The 15,975-nt window shown below is 69.1% G+C and carries 9 protein-coding genes; all 9 read right to left on the bottom strand.

From position 1 onward, the window contains the following. Positions 1 to 73 precede the first annotated feature (73 nt). Positions 74 to 3,859 (bottom strand): GH36-type glycosyl hydrolase domain-containing protein, encoded by a 3,786-nt coding sequence (locus OU994_RS09020; RefSeq protein WP_281610482.1) that lies wholly within the window; start codon positions 3,857 to 3,859, stop codon positions 74 to 76. Between the two features lie 123 nt (positions 3,860 to 3,982). Beyond that, the gene (locus OU994_RS09015) at positions 3,983 to 4,222 is read right to left on the bottom strand and encodes a hypothetical protein (RefSeq protein ID WP_281610481.1); all 240 of its coding nucleotides are present in this window, start codon (positions 4,220 to 4,222) and stop codon (positions 3,983 to 3,985) included. After that, on the bottom strand, positions 4,219 to 7,404 hold the full coding sequence (locus tag OU994_RS09010; protein WP_281610480.1) for a discoidin domain-containing protein: 3,186 nt from the start codon (positions 7,402 to 7,404) through the stop codon (positions 4,219 to 4,221). Before OU994_RS09010 ends, OU994_RS09015 begins: the two co-directional genes overlap by 4 nt. Further along, positions 7,401 to 8,210, bottom strand: coding sequence for a carbohydrate ABC transporter permease (locus OU994_RS09005; protein ID WP_281610479.1), 810 nt, complete (start codon positions 8,208 to 8,210; stop codon positions 7,401 to 7,403). Before OU994_RS09005 ends, OU994_RS09010 begins: the two co-directional genes overlap by 4 nt. After that, the gene (locus OU994_RS09000) at positions 8,207 to 9,082 is read right to left on the bottom strand and encodes a carbohydrate ABC transporter permease (protein WP_281610478.1); all 876 of its coding nucleotides are present in this window, start codon (positions 9,080 to 9,082) and stop codon (positions 8,207 to 8,209) included. Before OU994_RS09000 ends, OU994_RS09005 begins: the two co-directional genes overlap by 4 nt. Further along, on the bottom strand, positions 9,079 to 10,335 hold the full coding sequence (locus OU994_RS08995; RefSeq protein WP_281610477.1) for a sugar ABC transporter substrate-binding protein: 1,257 nt from the start codon (positions 10,333 to 10,335) through the stop codon (positions 9,079 to 9,081). The genes OU994_RS09000 and OU994_RS08995 overlap by 4 nt, the downstream gene beginning before the upstream one ends. Before the next feature lie 20 nt (positions 10,336 to 10,355). After that, a complete protein-coding gene (locus tag OU994_RS08990; protein WP_281610476.1) occupies positions 10,356 to 11,777 on the bottom strand; it encodes a glucoamylase family protein in 1,422 nt (473 codons plus the stop codon). Between the two features lie 9 nt (positions 11,778 to 11,786). Continuing rightward, entirely contained in the window at positions 11,787 to 14,645 is a 2,859-nt protein-coding gene (locus OU994_RS08985; RefSeq protein ID WP_281610475.1) for a TonB-dependent receptor domain-containing protein, read from the bottom strand. Positions 14,646 to 14,647: 2 nt separating this feature from the next. Further along, complete coding sequence (locus OU994_RS08980; RefSeq protein WP_281610474.1) at positions 14,648 to 15,727, bottom strand: LacI family DNA-binding transcriptional regulator; 1,080 nt, start codon at positions 15,725 to 15,727, stop codon at positions 14,648 to 14,650. Positions 15,728 to 15,975: the final 248 nt, after the last annotated feature.

The following is a 15,975-nucleotide window of genomic DNA, read 5'->3' as shown; positions in this document are numbered from 1 at the left end:
CATATCATCGGCTCCATGTCATTGGTTCCATGTCGTTGGTTCCATGCTTCACGTTCATCAGTGCGTCCCGGCGCTAGGCGCTGCCCAGCACGATGTCGACGGCGTGCGATCCGCCGTCGCGCATCAGCGGAATGCGGGCGGCGCCATCGGCGAGGTTCAGCGGCACGCCGTCCAGCGTCACGCCGATCACCTTCGCCGCGCTGCCGTTCGGATTGCGCACCGCGACGTGGTATGCCTCGCCGTCCGGCAGCCTGTAGTGTACGTGGAACTCCGGCCAGTCGTCCGGGATGCGCGGCGCCACCACCAGCGTATCGCCATCCTCGAACGTGCAGCCCAGCACGGATTCCAGGCCCACGCGGAACAGCCAGCCAGCCGATCCCGTGTACCACGTCCAGCCACCCCGGCCCACATGGGGCGCGGCGCCGTAGATGTCGGCCGCCACCACATAAGGCTCCACCTTGTAGATGTCGGCGGCCGCCTGGTCGAGCGCATGGCTGACGGGCGACAGCATGCGCAGCAGCCGCGCGGCGCGGTCGCGGCGCCCCGCTTCGGCCAGTGCCCGCACCGCCCAGCAGGCCGCGTGGGTGTACTGGCCGCCGTTCTCGCGCACGCCGGCGACATAGCCCTTGATGTAGCCGGGATCGTGCGGCGTGTCGACGAACGGCGGCGCGAGCAGCCGGATCAGCTGGTCTTCCTCGGCGACGAGCCGTGCTTCCATCGCATCGAGCGCCTGCCGCGCGCGCTCGGGCGGGGCTGCTTCGGAGATCACCGCCCAGGCCTGCGCCAGCGCGTCGATCTGGCACTCGTCGCTGTCCCTCGATCCCAGCACGGCGCCATTGTCGTAATAGGCGCGGCGGTACCATTCGCCATCCCAGCCGCCGTCATTGAGCGCCTGCGCCAGGTGCTCGAGGTAGTCGGTGTACATCTTCACGCGCGAACCGTCGCGCCGCTGTTCGCAGAACGGGATGAAGTCGCGCAGGATGCGCATCAGGAAAAAGCCCATCCACACGCTCTCGCCGCGCCCTTCGCGGCCCACGCGGTTCATGCCGTCGTTCCAGTCGCCGGTGCCCATCAGCGGCAGGCCATGCTCGCCCTTCGTCAGCGAACGGTCCAGCGCGCGGCAGCAGTGCTCGTACACGTCGGCAGACGTGCCGGCCGGCATCGGTGCCAGGTACTCCTCGTCCTCGCCTTCCTCCAGCTGGCGCGCGGTGAGGAACGGCGCCACCTCGTCCAGCACGGCCAGGTCGCCGGTGGTCTTCACATAGAACGCCGTGATGTACGGCAGCCAGCACAGGTCGTCGGAGAAGCGCGTGCGCAAGCCCTGCTCCATCGGCGCCGGGTGCCACCAGTGCAGCACGTCGCCTTCCTCGAACTGGTGGGCCGCATGCAGCAGGATCTGGCTGCGCGCCAGGTCCGGCCGCGCATAGACCAGCGCGGAGGAATCCTGCAGCTGGTCGCGGAAACCGAACGCGCCGCCGGACTGGTAGAACGCCGAGCGGCCCCAGATCCGGCACGACAGGTTCTGGTACATGAGCCAGCCGTTCATCACCAGGTCCAGTTCCTTCACGGGCGTCTCGACGCGCACCGCACCCACCGTATCGCGCCAGAAGCCGGTCACCTCTTCCAGGGCGGCCGGCACCGCGCCTTCCGCGTGATAGCGCCGCACCAGCTCCAGCGCCGTCTCGCGCGACAGCGTCTCGCCCAGCAGGAACACGCAGCTGACGGTCTGGCCGGGCGCCAGGTCGTACACGGCCTGGAACGCGGCACAGGGATCGAGCCCGGCGCCGGTGGCGTGGTCGAGCGCCGGCACGGCCAGCCCGGCGGGCCGGTTGGCGGCGCCGTGCCGGCCCAGGAACGCGGCGCGGTCGGCGGTGAAATGCGTGACCTGCGCACCGGGCGCCAGCACCGCCGCGACCGTGACGCCATCGGCGAACACGCCGGCCTGCGCGTTCGTGGCCAGGATGGCCTGTACCGTGGCGTCGGGGCCGGGCTCATGGCCAGTGACGACGTGGCGGCTGCTGTCGGCCGGCGTTCCCCCCAGCACGAGGTGCTGGAACGAATACAGCGCCACGCGGCGTGGCCGGTCGCCCTCGTTGCTGACCGCCAGCCGGACGATCTTCACCGGATCGTGGCGCGGCACGAAGACCGTGGTTTCCTGCCGCAAGCCATGGCTGGCGTGATCGAAGCGGCTGTAGCCGAAACCGTGCGCCGCCTCGTAGGCTTCGGCGGCCGGCACCGGGCCGGGCAGCGGCGACCAGAATTCGCCCGTGTCCTCGTCGCGCACGTACAGCGCCTCGCCGTGCGGATCGGCGACCGGGTCGTTGTGCCATGGCGTGAGCCGGTGCACGCGGCTGTTGCGGCTCCATGTATAGCCGGCGCCGCCGTCGCTGACCAGGCAGCCGAAGGTCTCGTTCGAGATCGCGTTGCTCCATGCCAGCGGCGGGCGGCGCAGGCCGTGCGCGTGGCGGTCCCAGTCCATGCGGATCACGTATTCGTCGCCGGCCGCGTTGAAGCCGCCATAGCCGTTGAAGCATTGCAGCGCCTCGCGCGGGCGCGGCGGTGCGGCATCGGCCGGCAGCGTTGGTACCCGCCGCCGTGGCGGCATGGCGGCGTGGCCATCGGGGCGCGACAGCCCGGGCAGCTTGCCGCGCACCACGAGATGGGCGGTGCGCTCGAACTGTGCCAGGTGGCCAGCGGCGAAATCGGCCGTCCGGCGCACCAGCAAGCCCTGCTCGATGGCGGTGCCGTTGCCGTGCTCGTCCAGCACCAGCATGTTCAGGTTCAAGCCTTTCGCCTGCCACAAACGCCGCGCCGACAGCAGCGCCTGCAGCATCAGGTCGTCCGGCCCGGCGGTATGCACGATGGCCAGCTCGCCCTGCGGCAGGCCGTACTGTCCGGCGTCGGCCGGCGCTTGCGCGCTCGCGCCGCCTGCCGCGCCGGCGTGCGCCGCCGATTGACCATACAGCACGGCGGCGGCCAGCTGGTGGTAATACTCGGCCTGCGTGCCCGGCAACCCGACCTGCCCGAGCAGCACCGTCTCACGCAGTTGCGCATCGCCCAGGATGGCGGGCACGTTCATGTCCGGCAGCGCGGCCGCCAGCGCCAGCGCCTCGGCCCGGGTGGGCGCGGTACCGAGCATGAAGACCAGCCTGGCCTGCTCCCCGGTGCCCAGCGCCAGCGTGCGGCGCAGGGCCATGGCCGGGTCCAGCACGTTGCCGGCGGTGCCCGCCAGGGCCGTGCCGTCGATGCCCTGCGGATGCCAGGGGCCGCGGCCACGGCCCAGGAAGCTGGCGCGGTCCGTGTCGAACTGCGGTTCGCTGCCGCCCAGCGCGGCATTGACCATCCACAGCCCCGGTTCGTTGGCGCCGCGGGGACGGCGGTGCGCCAGCAAGGCGCCCGTGGCGTCGTCGTGTTCAGTCTGCACGAACAGCTTGGAAAACGCCGGATGGGCCGCCTCGTCGGCCTGCCGCGCCAGCACCACCTCCAGGTAGCCGGTCAGCTCGATCAGCCGCGAACGGCCCGACAGGTTGGTGACGACGATGCTGCGCAGTTCCACGTCCTTGTCGGGGTGGACGACCACTTCCATGTGGGCCAGGATGCCATGGGCCGACACTTCCAGCCACATGCTCGCCAGGCCGGCCCCGGCGGCGCGCTGCAGGTCCGGGTCGTGCGCGGCGGCGCACGGCTGCGCGCCGAGCGACCACAGGTCATGCGTTTCGGCGTCGCGCAGGTAGAAGAACCAGCCTTCGGCATCGGTGACGCGGTCGCCGTTCCAGCGCGTCAGCGCGATGTCGCCGGCACGCGTGAAACCGCTGCCGGATTCGGTGATCAGCGTGGTCAGCCGGCCGTTCGACAGCAAACGGGCATTAGGCTGTAAATGCGTAGGCGGCAAATGCGTTCGCTGCATATTCGCCGCATCCAGGTGAGCGCCGGTCAGGGAGCCGGGAGGGGTGATGGCCATCGTGTTCTCGCTTTTCGTCGTTCAGGCAGGCGCCATGGTGGCGGCGATGTTCGCGCACGGTTGCGACCTTACCATGTCGCCACGCATGCCGACGCCCGGCTCGGCGGGGAACCGGACGGGCTTGCTCGCCGGGCTTCTCATTGGGTTGTCGATCAGGTTGCTCATTGGTGTGTCGATCCGGTTACTCGTGGGGAGGTTCATCGGGATGTTCATTCGGTTGTCCATCAGGTCGTTCCGTGGCGTGTTCGTGGTGCCGGTCATGGCCGCTTCGCCGCTGGCGCCAGGTCGATGGCCAGCGTGGCCGGCAGCCGGCGAATCGTGACGGCGCCGTCCGTCAGCGGCACCCGCCGGCCGTCCAGCCGCGCCACGCCGGGCGGGCCGGCCAGCGGCCAGCGCAGCACGATGCCGCCGGGCGGCATGGCCAGGCCGGCTTCCACCTGCAACAGCAGTTGCCCGCCGGTGCGGCGCAGGCTGTAGCTGAGCGGACCGTACGGCGTGCGCAGCCCGCGGATCGCGATGCCGTCGCCATCGAGCCACGCCGGCGGGATGCCCTCGGCCAGCAGCAGCGCATGTTCCGGTTCGCGCTCGTAGGCGAACGCATCGAGCGCGGCGCGCATGAAGTCGGACGAGATCCACCCGTGCGGCATGTCGCCCAGGAAGCGCGGCTTGCGCGGTTCGCGGCCCACCACTTCGGCCCAGCCGTTCCACGCGCGCGGGCGCTGGTCGGCGTAGAAGTAGTCGAGCAGTTCATGGGCCCTGTCGCGCCAGCCCAGCCGGATGAAGGCGCTGACGTTGCGCAGTTCGTACGGCGTGTAGTCTTCCCACGGTTTGCCGCCGGCACGCCGCGCGGTAAAGAACGCCCAGTACTTGCGGTAGGTGTTTTCCAGCAGGGCGCGCGGCAGGTGCCGCTGTTCGCCGCCGGGGGTCAGCCCGATCGTCGTCGAGGTGGGATCGAAGTCGCCCAGCTCGGCCGCGCCGGGCAGGTAGTCGATACCGTGCTCTCGCGTGGCGGCGGCCAGCGAGGCATACAGGTCGCGGCGGAATTCGTCGCGCTGCCGTGCCAGCCGGCGCGCGTCGCCGCGCCGGCCCAGCGCTTCGGCGATCGCGACCGCATCCTTGTAGCCGCGCAGCGCCCAGAAATCGTCCCAGTACGAATGCATCGGTTTTTCCGCATAGCCTTCATGGCTGATCGAGGCCGGCATCAGGCCATACAGCGGCGTGCCACGCTGCGCGGCGCCCCGCTCCGACTGGCGCAGCGTTTCCATGTAGCGCGCGGCGGCGTCGACGCGCGGCCAGATGGCCCGCAGCGCCTCCCTGTCGCGGGTGTAGCGGTACAGTTCCGCGGCCAGGAAGATCAGCTCGCCATGGCTGTCGTTCTCCGGCACCGGGTCGGCGCCGCGCCGGTCGACGCAGCACGGCACCTTGCCATTGTCGAACTGGTACGGCGCATACCAGCGCAGGTAGTCGGCGGCGATTTCCGGCAGGCCCATGCGCAGCAGCGCCTCGGACATCATGGCGCCATCGCGGATCCACGAGCGCAGGTAGGAACGCGTGCCCGGCTGGATCGCCGCGCCGTCGCGCGTCATCAGGATATGCGCCAGCGACGAGCGCAGCGTGTCGGCCATGTGCTGCCCGGCCGGCGGCACCCGCAGTTCGACCTGGTTCAGGCGCGCGCGCCAGCCATCGGCCACCTGCGCCAGCTCGCGGTCCAGCCAGGCGATGTCGCCCGCCGCCGGTTCCGCCGGCCCCGCCAGCGACGCCACCACGCCGACCACGGCACTGCCCCGCGCCGGCAGCCGCACCGTCCAGCGCAGCGTGCCGGAAGCCATGCCGGTGTCGTCGTTCACGGCGCGGGGGCTGGCGCCACCATCGCGCTGGCCTTCGTGCGGCAGCAGGCCGCCGTCGAACGAGGACAGCTGCACCGCATCCGGCGCGCGCAGGGGAATGAAGCGCGCGGTACCGGCCGCCAGCGCGCGGCCATCCCACCCGATGGCGCGCATCGGCCCGAAGCCGCCGGGCGTGTTGAGGAACTGGCGCGGCGCATTGACCTGGAACGGCCGCGCGGCCAGCACCAGTTCCAGCACTTGCGGCACGTCTTTCAGGTTGCGCAACTCGTAGCGCGCCAGCAGCCGCGACGCCTCGGGCGTGCCGGCCGCCGCCGCGGTCGTCGTCAGGGTCCACCCGGTCGTGCGCCAGTGCACCGACGGGATCGGCAGGTAACCGTCCCGCAGCGACTGGGTCACCTCGGCATCGGCCCAGCCGTGCAAGGTGCCCCCGGCCAGCACGAACGGTTCCAGCGACGGGCCGCCCCGTGCCGGTTCGATCGCGCCATCCTCGCCCAGCAGGGCGCTGTGGCGCGCGCCGCCATCGACGCCCACCAGCGTCCAGTAAGGCTGCTGGCCGGAGAAGCCCCGTGGATAGCGCCCCTTCGGCGCGGCCGCCGCCAGCGCATCGATGAAATCGTTCGGCGTGGCGCCGAAGGCCAGGTCCTTCAGCTCCACTTCGGCCAGGCCGTAGCTTTCCGACGGGCCGTCGTGCACCAGCAGGCGGACATGGCGCGCTTCCGATTCCGTCAGCAGCAGCGCATCGCTGCCGCCGTTCCCGTCGCGCACGCTCCTGGCGGCCTGCCACGCCTGCCCATCCACCGACAGCGCGACGTCGTAGCGGCGCGCATGCCGGCCCGGCAGCCAGTGCAGCACCAGGCCGCCGAACTCGCGCACCGCGCCCAGGTCCAGCGTCCATTGCTGCCGCCCGGCGCCGGCCAGCCATGCGGTATCGCGCCTGCCGTCCACCGCCAGCCCGGCCGGCGCCGTGGCGGTGCTGGCTTCCGCGCGCAATGGCGGCCATGCCGCGGGCGGCGGCGGCAAGGGCCGCAGCGCCAGTTCGTCGACGAAGACCGATCCCTTGCCGCCATTGCCGGCGCTGACGACGAACTCGATCCGGTCGGCTCGGCGCAGGGCGCGATCCTTCGCCGGCCCCCAGGCGAAGGCCACCTGCCGCTTCTTGAACCGCACCAGCGTCCAGTCATCCGGGAATACGTGGTCGGGCATCCGGTACCACCACACGTTGTCGCCGGAAGCGTCGGTCAGCTTGAATTCGACATGATTCGATGGCGCGGCCCCCTTCATCATGAAAGAGATCTCGTAGTTGTCCGGCAGGTCCAGCGGCAGCGCGCGGCGCGCGAAGGCGTAGCCGCCCTTGCCCGCGAAGTCGAAGTCGAGCCGCAGCGCCCTGCCCCGGAAACCGGGAACCGACGCCGCCTCGGCCAGCACGCCATCGGATGCCTGCGCCTGCCATGGCGCCAGGGTCTCGAAATCGTCCAGCAGCTGCCGCGCGCCGACCGGCTCGGCCGCCAGCACGGTTGCCGGCACGCTTGCCAGCACGCTTGTCAACATGAATGCCAGCGCGGTTGCCATCGCCCTTGCCCCGATCCACGTCTTCATCCCTTCACGCTCCCCACCAGCAAGCCCTGGATGTAGTAGCGCTGCAAGCCCAGGAACAGCAGCAGCACCGGCGCGATGGTCAGCACGGAACCGGCCATCATCAGTTCATTGTCCTGCACGTGCTCGCGCGACAGCGCGGCCAGCGCCACCGGCAGCGTGTACAGGTCCTTGTCGGTCAACACGATCAGCGGCCACATGAAGTCGTTCCACGTGCCGAGGAAGGTGAAGATCGCCAGCGTGACGAGGATCGGCGTCAGCAGCGGCAGCACGATCGCGCGGAAGATGCGCCACTCCCCCGCCCCGTCCATGCGCGCCGCCTCCAGCAGCGCATCCGGGATCGACAGCGCGTACTGCCGCACCAGGAAGATGCCGAACACGGAAGCCAGCGCCGGCACCAGCACGGCGCCATACGTGTTGACGAGGCCCAGCTGCTTCAGCAGCAGGAACAGCGGCAGCATCGCCACCTGGGCGGGAATCACCAGGGCGCCGAGCAAAGTGCGGAAGATGCGTTCGCGCCCCGCGAAGCGCAGCTTGGCGAACGCATAGCCGGCGGTGACGTTGAACATCAGCGACAGCAGCGTCGCGCCGGTCGACAGCAGCAGGCTGTTGAACAGGTAGCGCCCGATGCCGGCGTGGGCGAACAATTCCCGGTAGTTGGCCAGCGTGGCCTCGGCCGGCAGCAGCGGCGGCGGGAAGGCGCTGGCTTCGCCGGGCCGCATCAGCGACACCGACACCATCCACACCAGCGGGAACACGGCCAGCACGCCGGCCAGCACCATCGCGCCATTGAGCAGGAGCTTCCTCATGCGTCGAGCCCCCTGGCCACGCGCAGCTGCAGCAGCGTGATCGTGAACATGATCGCGAACAGCACGAAGGCCACCGCCGACGCGACACCCAGGTTCCACCACTTGAAGCCCTGCTCGTACATGAAATACAGCACGCTGACGGTGCTTTGCACGGGGCCGCCCTGGGTCATCACGTAGGGCTCGGCGAACAGCTGGAAGTAGCCCGACATCGACAGGATGCTGACCATCAGCAGCGTGGGGCCCAGCATCGGCCAGGTCACCCAGCGGAACTTCGCCCACGCGCCGGCGCCATCCAGGCCGGCCGCCTCGTACAGGTCGTGCGGAATGCTTTGCAGGCCGGCCAGCAGGATGATCATGTTGTAGCCGAAGTTCTTCCAGACCGCGAACAGGATAATGGCCGGCATCGCCCAGTCCGGGTCGCCCAGCCAGTCCACTGGCTCGAGGCCGAACCACGACAGCGCGTAGTTCAGCATGCCGTAGCGGGTATGCAGCACGTAGCGCCAGATGACGGCCACGGCCACCAGCGAGGTCACCACCGGCGCGAAATACACGGTGCGGAACAGGCCTTTCAGCACGGTGACGCGCGAGTTCAGCAACAGTGCCGCGCCCAGCGAGGCGGCGATCGACAGCGGCACGCCGACGATGACAAAGTAGAAGGTATTGCCCAGCGCGCGCCAGAACAGCGGCGTTTGCAGCAGTTCGAGGTAGTTGCGCAAGCCCACGAAGCGCAGGTTGCCGATGTCGGCCAGCGCGTAGATGTCGAAATCGGTCAGGCTCATCGCCAGCGCGGCGGCCACCGGCAGGAAGAAGAACACGCCGATCGCCAGCAGCGCCGGCGCCACGAAGCACCATGCCGCCCGTTGGACCTTCATCGCCGTGCCTCCCGGTCCAGCATCCAGCGCCGTTTCTCCAGGATGCGGTCGGTCCTGGCATCGAGCGCCACGGCGGCGGCGTCGACGCCGATATCGCCATGCGCCACCCGCTCGCCCATCACGCGCAGCTCGGCCAGGATGCTTTCCCATTCCGGCACGCGCGGTTCGGGCCGCACGTTCTCCAGCTGCAGGCGAAATGCCTGCGCCGGGGGATCGGCGGCAAGGCGCGCATCGCTCCAGTTGGCGCGGCGCGGCGGCAGGTTGCCGGTCAGCGCATTGAACTCCGCCGCGGTGTCCACCTGCGACAGGTATTCGACCAGCTGCCAGGCCGCCTGCTTGTGCCGCGAACTGCTGGCCACGGCCAGGCTGGACCCGCCAGCGAGCGACGCAGCGGGGCCGTGCGGACCGGGCATCAGCGCCGTGGCCCAGGTATGCTGCCGGTCCGGCGCCACGCGGCGGCGGAACTCGCCGATGTTCCACGGTCCGGAAATGTAGAAAGATACATATTCGGTGCTGAACTCGTGGTAGATGTTCGACACCCGCTCCTTCGGTGCCAGCCCCTCGCGGTACATGTCCGCATACAGTTGCAGCGCGCGCCGGAACGACGCGCTGCGGAAGTTGCCGTAGCGGCCGCCGTCGCGCAGCAGTTCTTCCGGCTGCTGCAGGGCCAGCACCAGCAGCGGCGCGAATTCCTCGTGCGGCAGCAGGATCACGTACTTGTCCGGCCCGACGACCTTCTTCACGGCGCGCATCGCCGCCATCCAGCCCTCCCACGTGGCCGGCATGCGGGCATGGCCGGCGCGCGCCAGCAGCTCGCGGTTGTAGAACATCACCCGCGTGTCGACGTACCACGGCACGCCGTACAGCCGGCCATCGATCACGTTGGTCTGCCAGATGCCCGCGAAAAAATCCTTCGGGTCCAGCGTGGGCGATGCCGCCACCCGCGCGTCGAGCGGCTCGATGGCCTTCAGCGCCGCCAGTTCGGCCACCCACGTATTACCGAGCTGGAACAGGTCCGGCATTGCCTCGCCGGCGAACGCCGTCAGCAGCTTTTCATGCGCGGCGGTCCACGGCAGTTGCTGCACGTCGACCTTCACGCCGGGATGCAAGCGTTCGAACTCCGGGATCAGCGCGGTGACGACTTCGCCCTCGCGCCCCATGGCCCAGAATTTCAGCACGGTGGCGCCATCGTCGACCGTGCGCGTGCAGGCCGGCAGGCCAGCGGCAATGCCGGCGGCAAGCAGGCCGCGCATCGCGGTTCGGCGCCCTTCCTTCACTTGTCCAGCCACCCGCCGGTGAAGCCGGCACGGACCAGGCCCGTGCGGATGGCGGGATTGGTGCGCATCACGCGCCAGACGAAATCGTTGCGGTGGTTTTCCGTCATGGCCAGGATCGGCCCCTGGTCGATGCCGAGGTAATCGCCGGCCACCCAGCCCTTGCCCGGCACCACCTTTCCGTGCTGGAGCCTTGCCTTGAACTCGAAGCTGGGATTGAACGCATCGAGGAAGCCGTAACGCCCGTAGATGAAGTCGCCGTAGCGCTCCTTCATGGCCACCACCGCGGGAATAGTGATCTCCGGCGCGAACGGCAGCGCGCCCGCCACGGCGGTCGGCGCCAGCGTGCAGTCGTCGTAATGCTGCAGGCCGCCCATGCCGCGCGCCGCATAGCTGCGGAACGGGATCCGCTGCCCCTGCCACGCGAAGGTCTGGTCGACCGGGCCGTCGCTGGCCGTCAGGCCCCACACGTCGGCGCCATAGCCCTTGCACTTCAGCGGATTGGCGATCGCGTAGTCGCGCTGCGCGTAGGTGGCGCGGCGGCTGTTCTCGAAGTAGTCGAAGCCCTTGTATTGTTCGTTCACCTTGCGCAGGTAGTCGTCCCGGATGCCGCGGAAGTCGATCCACACGTGGCTGTACTGGTGCACGAACAGCGACGGGAATGTCAGGTGCGGCCGGGGTTCGGCGCCATACGGGGGCGCGGCCCAGCTGCGCTCATATGTGCTGGTCCACGCCTTCCATGCGTCCGGCCCCAGCGCATGGGCGGGATTGGGCGAACCCAGCGCCAGCACGTACAGCAGCATCGCCTCGTTGTAGCCTTTCCAGTCGTACTGGATGAAGCCGTTCTCCGGCCGCCAGCCCAGCGACACGGCCGGCTTGTTGGCCGCGGCCCACTGCCAGTCGACCCGCGCGTAGATCTCGGCGGCCAGGCGGCGGATCGCCACTTCGTCCGGCTCTTCGCGGTCGAAGTAGGATTGCGCGAACAGCGCGCCCGCCAGGAACAGCGCCGTGTCGATCGTCGACAGTTCCACGTTGCCGTGGCGCTGGCCCGTCTTCATGTCCAGGAAGTGGTAGAAGAAGCCCTTGTGGCCGGTCATGCCCGACTTCGCGTCGCCCTGCGGCGCGTCGCGGAAGAAGCGCAGCGTGGCCAGCGTGCGCTCGCGCGCCTGGGCCCGCGTGATGTAGCCCCGCTCGACACCGATCGGATACGCCGTCAGGCCGAAGCCGACCGCCGCCACGCTGGAAAACGACGGCGTGGGATGGCGGTCCGGCACCAGGCCGTTGGCCGGATTGGCCGTCTCCCAGAAATAGCGGAAGGTGCGTTCCTGCAGGTCGTCGAACAGCGGCGGCAAGGCATTGACGGCGCTGGCCGGCGCGGCCAGCACGCTGGCCAGCGCCAGCGCGGCGAATGAGCGGCGCATGGTCCCTCCTCAAAACGCGTAGCGCGCCGACAGCTTCAGCGTGCGCATCGGCCCGCCCATCGCATTGGCCAGGCCCACGTTCGGGTTGTCGCCGCCATAGCGGTTGGCCGAGCCGGGCTGGCCCACCCAGCCGTCGTAGCCGCCATAGTTGATGCTGTTGAACAGGTTGATCACGTCGGCCCGCAGGGTCAGCGCGCCGAAGCGGAAGGCGATGTCCTTGGCGAGGCCGACATCGACCTGCTTGAAGTTGTCGCTCTCGCCCTGGATCGACACGCATTGCGTGGCACCCAGGTGGCAATCGGTCATGCGGAACGGCAGGCCGGAACCGAAGGTCGCCTTCCCCGACAGCAGCAGGCCCCACGGCAGCAGGTCGCCGGACGTGCCGGCCACGACGAGGCGGTGCTTTTCCACGTCCGCGGAAGGATTCCACTGGCCCGGGTAGCGGCCGTAGGTCCAGTTGAAGATGTCGTTCTTCCACTCCTTGTTGGTGGTCTGCGCATCGCTGTACGTGTAGGTGGCGGACAGGCTCCAGCGCGAGGCGCGCGAATACGGCTTGTCCAGCTTGAAGTACACGGTCTCGGTGCGCGCCTGGCTGATGAAGTCGCCCAGGACCAGCGTGCCGTACGGATCGACCGATCCCCACAGCGGATCGATCGGGCTCTGGTTGCGCCAGCCGCCTTGCGGATCGCGGTTGCCGCCGAACCAGTTGAACTGGTTGCGGCTGCGTGAATTCGTGTAGCCCGCCTCGCCGTTCCAGATGCCGAGGGCCTGGCGCAGGCCGAAGCTGAACTGGTCGGTGTATGGCGCCTTGTGGTCGTTGCGGATCATCCAGATCTCGCCGTTGCGCTGGGCGTTCTTCTGCAGTTCGTCCAGCGCGTAGTTGGCCACCGCGCGGTCGTAGGCGCGGCCCCAGCCGCCGAAGAGCACGGAACTGCGGTCGCCCTTGATGTCGAACGAAAAGCCCAGGCGCGGCTGCCAGGCATCCTTGAACGCCTTGCGGCTGCTGCCGTTGCTGATGTAGTCGGCGATGTTCACGCCGCCCTTGGCGAGCGACTGCGCGTAGGTCTGCCCGGCCGGCGCACCGGTGCGGGGATCCTGCTGGCCGAAGATCGCCACCCGGTCCGCCGGCGTGGCATAGCCATCGTTCAGCATGTTGTTTTCGTAGTCGTAGCGCAGGCCCAGGTTCAGTTCCAGCTTCGGCGTGGCCTGCCAGTCGTCCTGCAGGTAGATGCCGTATTGCGTGTTCTTGAAGTTCACGCCGATCGGCGCGATGGCCAGGTCGGTCTTCGTCACGGTCGGCACCCCGGTCCGGTTGTCGATCAGCTGCTCGAACATGTCGATGGCGCGCGCCGTGCCGGACAGGTCGTACTCCATCCGCTTGACCTTGAAGCCGCCCTTGAGCGTGTGGCGGTCGAGGCCCGTGAAGGTGAAGTCATCCTGCAGCAGCAGGCCTTTCTGCTCGCGGAACTGGGCGTTCGGCGAGCCGCCGGCGATCGCCACGCTGACCACGTTGTCACGCGTGTTGGTCGGCGAGACCAGGTACTTGATGTACGGCTCGGTGGCCGTCGAATGGGGATTCCACGTGTACTTCTCGTAGCCGATGCGCGCTTCGTTGACGAAGTTGTCGGTGGTCCAGGTGTGCTTCACGTCGAAGCGGTCTTCGTCGTTGTCGCGCGCCACCTCGTTGCCGGGCAGGCTGAGCAGCTTGTCTTCCGGTACCAGGTCGGTTTCGCGGCGCACCCGCAGGGTCGCTTCCAGCTCGTGTTCATCCGAGATGCGCGCATTCACTTTGCCGAGGAACAGGTCTTCGTCGAATTTCGACGTGGTGGCGCCCTGCTGCGCCACCAGCGACGGCACCACGCCGGCATCGGGCAGCAGGTTGCGGTTCTGCAGCAGGATCTGGCGCGGATCGTCGATCTTCTTGCCTTCATAGGCCAGGAAGAAGTGCGCGACATCCTTCCTGATCGGGCCGCCCAGCGTCATGCCGAACTGGTCCTGCTTGGAATCGGGCCGGCCGATGCCCTGCGCCTCGGCCTTCTTCTGGAACGGGTCCATCGCCGTGACGTTGGTGCCGGTATGGTCCCAGAACACGTCGCCATGCAGCTCGTTGGTGCCGGACTTGGTGACGGCCGTGATGGCGGCGCTGGACACCTGGTCGAACTCGGCCTTGTAGTTCTGCGAGATCACCTTGTATTCGGCAATGGCCGATTGCGGGAACGGGTTGCCGCGGCTCGAATCGAGGCCCGACACGCCGCCGCGCAGGATGTTGTTCTTCTGGCTGACGCCATCGATGAACACGTTGACGTTGTCCTGGTTCTGCGCGCCGCTGCGCAGCGTCACGTTGCCGGACTGGTCGACGTCGAAGCGCACGCCCGGCGCCAGGTCGGCGAACGACAGGAAGTTGCGGGTCACCTGCGGCAGCCGCTCGATCTGCTCGCGCGAGACCGAGGTGCCGACTTCGGAAGTGGCTACGTCGCGCCGCGCGGCCGAGCCGGTGATGACGATGCGCTGCGGCTGGTCGCCGCTGGCCGCGGCCGTGTTCAAGTCCAGCGTGCTGGTCTGGCCGACCGCCAGCGTGACCGTTTCGGTGACCTGGCCGCCGACCTGGATCCGGTACGAACCGGGCGCCAGGCCGGTCAGCACGTAGCCGCCGTCGCCCCGCGTGGTGGTGCGGTAGGTATAGCCGTTGGCCTCGTTGGTGGCCGTCACGGGCGTGCCCGCGGGGCTGGCCGCGCCGGCCGCCGTGACCTGGCCGCGCAAGGTGGCGGTGGACAGCTGCGCCGACGCGGGCACGGCCGCCAGCAGGGCCGAGGCCAGCGCGCCGGCCATCACGGACAGGCGCAGCGGGTGGCAGGAAGTGCTCTTCATGGTCAGTCTCCTTTTATGGGAATCCTGTGCGATGCAGCGCGGCCGGTATGGCCGCTGGAGGCCCGCACCACGAGTTGCGCCTCCAGGGTTTGCGCGCCGCCGCCGGCCTCGCCGGCAACCAGGCCGGCCAGCCGGTCCAGCGCCTGCTCGCCCATGCCGGCGATCGGCACGCGCACGGTCGTCAATGCGGGTGTCACGTAGCGGGCCACGGGAATGTCGTCGAAGCCGGCCAGCGCGATCTCGCCCGGCCCGTCAACGCCGGCGGCCTGCAGCGCCAGCTGGGCGCCGATCGCCATCATGTCGTTGGCGGCGAACAGCGCGTGCGGGCAGCGCTTGTCTGCTTCTTTCCTCGCGTCTGTCCTTGCTCCTGTCCTTGCTCCCATCCTGCGGGCCAGCGCGGCGCCGACGCGGGCACCGGCTTCTTCGCTGAAATCGCCTTCGTGGAGTTCCTCGCGCGCGCCCGGCAGCAGCGCGGCCAGCGCGGCGCGGTAGCCGCGCAGCCGTTCCTGCGCCTCGAAGTTGCCGGCCGGGCCCGTGATGAAGCCGATGCTGCGGTGGCCGCTGGCGGCCAGGTGCTCGACCATCGCATAGGCCGCGCTGTAGTTGTCGATCGAGACGGAGGCATAGGCGGCGCCGCCGGCGCCGCTGTTGAGCAGCACGATCGGCAGGTGCTCGGGCAGGTTGTCGGACAGGAAGGCGGCATCGGCGTGCGGCGACATCACCAGCAGGCCATCGACGCGGCCGCGCATCGTGCGCAGCGCCGTCGCCGCTTCGTCCGCGCCGCCATGCAGGCTGGCCACCAGCAGGTGCAGGCCGCGGCGGCGCGCCGCGCCATCGATGCCGCGGATCATTTCGGAAAAATACTCGCCGTACAGGTCCGGCAGCAGCACGCCGACGGTGTTGGTGAGACTGGTGGACAGGCTGCGCGCGCCCACGTGCGGCACGTAGCGCAACTGCTTCATGATGGCCAGGATGTGCGCGCGGGTTTCCTCGGTCACCGTGGCATGCCCGTTGAGGACGCGCGACACGGATGCCACCGACACGTTTGCCGCCTGCGCCACGTCCTTGATCGTCACCGCCATTGCCGTCGGGTCTCCTCTCTTGCCTGATGTAAGCGGTTACATCGCCAGGAAAAAAAGCGGCCGTGCAAGGTTGCAAGGCCGGGTTCGCTTGCAAGAATGTAACCGTTTACATTTCGACATGCAAAGAGTTTATTCGGTGCGCGGCCACCGTGTGGGCGGGGCGCGACATCTGCCGAACGGGATACCGGGGGCGCTGGCGGCACTTTGGCGGCGGGTGATCGGCTACACTGGCGGCCAGCCACCGCAGT

It is taken from the genome of Pseudoduganella sp. SL102 (genome assembly GCF_027856995.1).
In the GTDB taxonomy this organism is placed as follows: Bacteria; Pseudomonadota; Gammaproteobacteria; order Burkholderiales; family Burkholderiaceae_D; genus Rugamonas; species Rugamonas albidiflava.
Note: the sequence above shows the minus strand (reverse complement) of the source record. Positions and strands in the feature narration are given on the sequence as shown.

What these genes read in the sequence shown, in the direction of transcription:
- OU994_RS09005 (WP_281610479.1), bottom strand. Translation starts at nt 8,210, where the DNA reads ATGAGGAAGCTCCTGCTCAATGGCGCGATGGTGCTGGCCGGCGTGCTG.
- OU994_RS08980 (WP_281610474.1), bottom strand. Translation starts at nt 15,727, where the DNA reads ATGGCGGTGACGATCAAGGACGTGGCGCAGGCGGCAAACGTGTCGGTG.
- OU994_RS08985 (WP_281610475.1), bottom strand. Translation starts at nt 14,645, where the DNA reads ATGAAGAGCACTTCCTGCCACCCGCTGCGCCTGTCCGTGATGGCCGGC.
- OU994_RS09015 (WP_281610481.1), bottom strand. Translation starts at nt 4,222, where the DNA reads ATGACCGGCACCACGAACACGCCACGGAACGACCTGATGGACAACCGA.
- OU994_RS08995 (WP_281610477.1), bottom strand. Translation starts at nt 10,335, where the DNA reads ATGCGCGGCCTGCTTGCCGCCGGCATTGCCGCTGGCCTGCCGGCCTGC.
- OU994_RS08990 (WP_281610476.1), bottom strand. Translation starts at nt 11,777, where the DNA reads ATGCGCCGCTCATTCGCCGCGCTGGCGCTGGCCAGCGTGCTGGCCGCG.
- OU994_RS09000 (WP_281610478.1), bottom strand. Translation starts at nt 9,082, where the DNA reads ATGAAGGTCCAACGGGCGGCATGGTGCTTCGTGGCGCCGGCGCTGCTG.
- OU994_RS09010 (WP_281610480.1), bottom strand. Translation starts at nt 7,404, where the DNA reads ATGAAGACGTGGATCGGGGCAAGGGCGATGGCAACCGCGCTGGCATTC.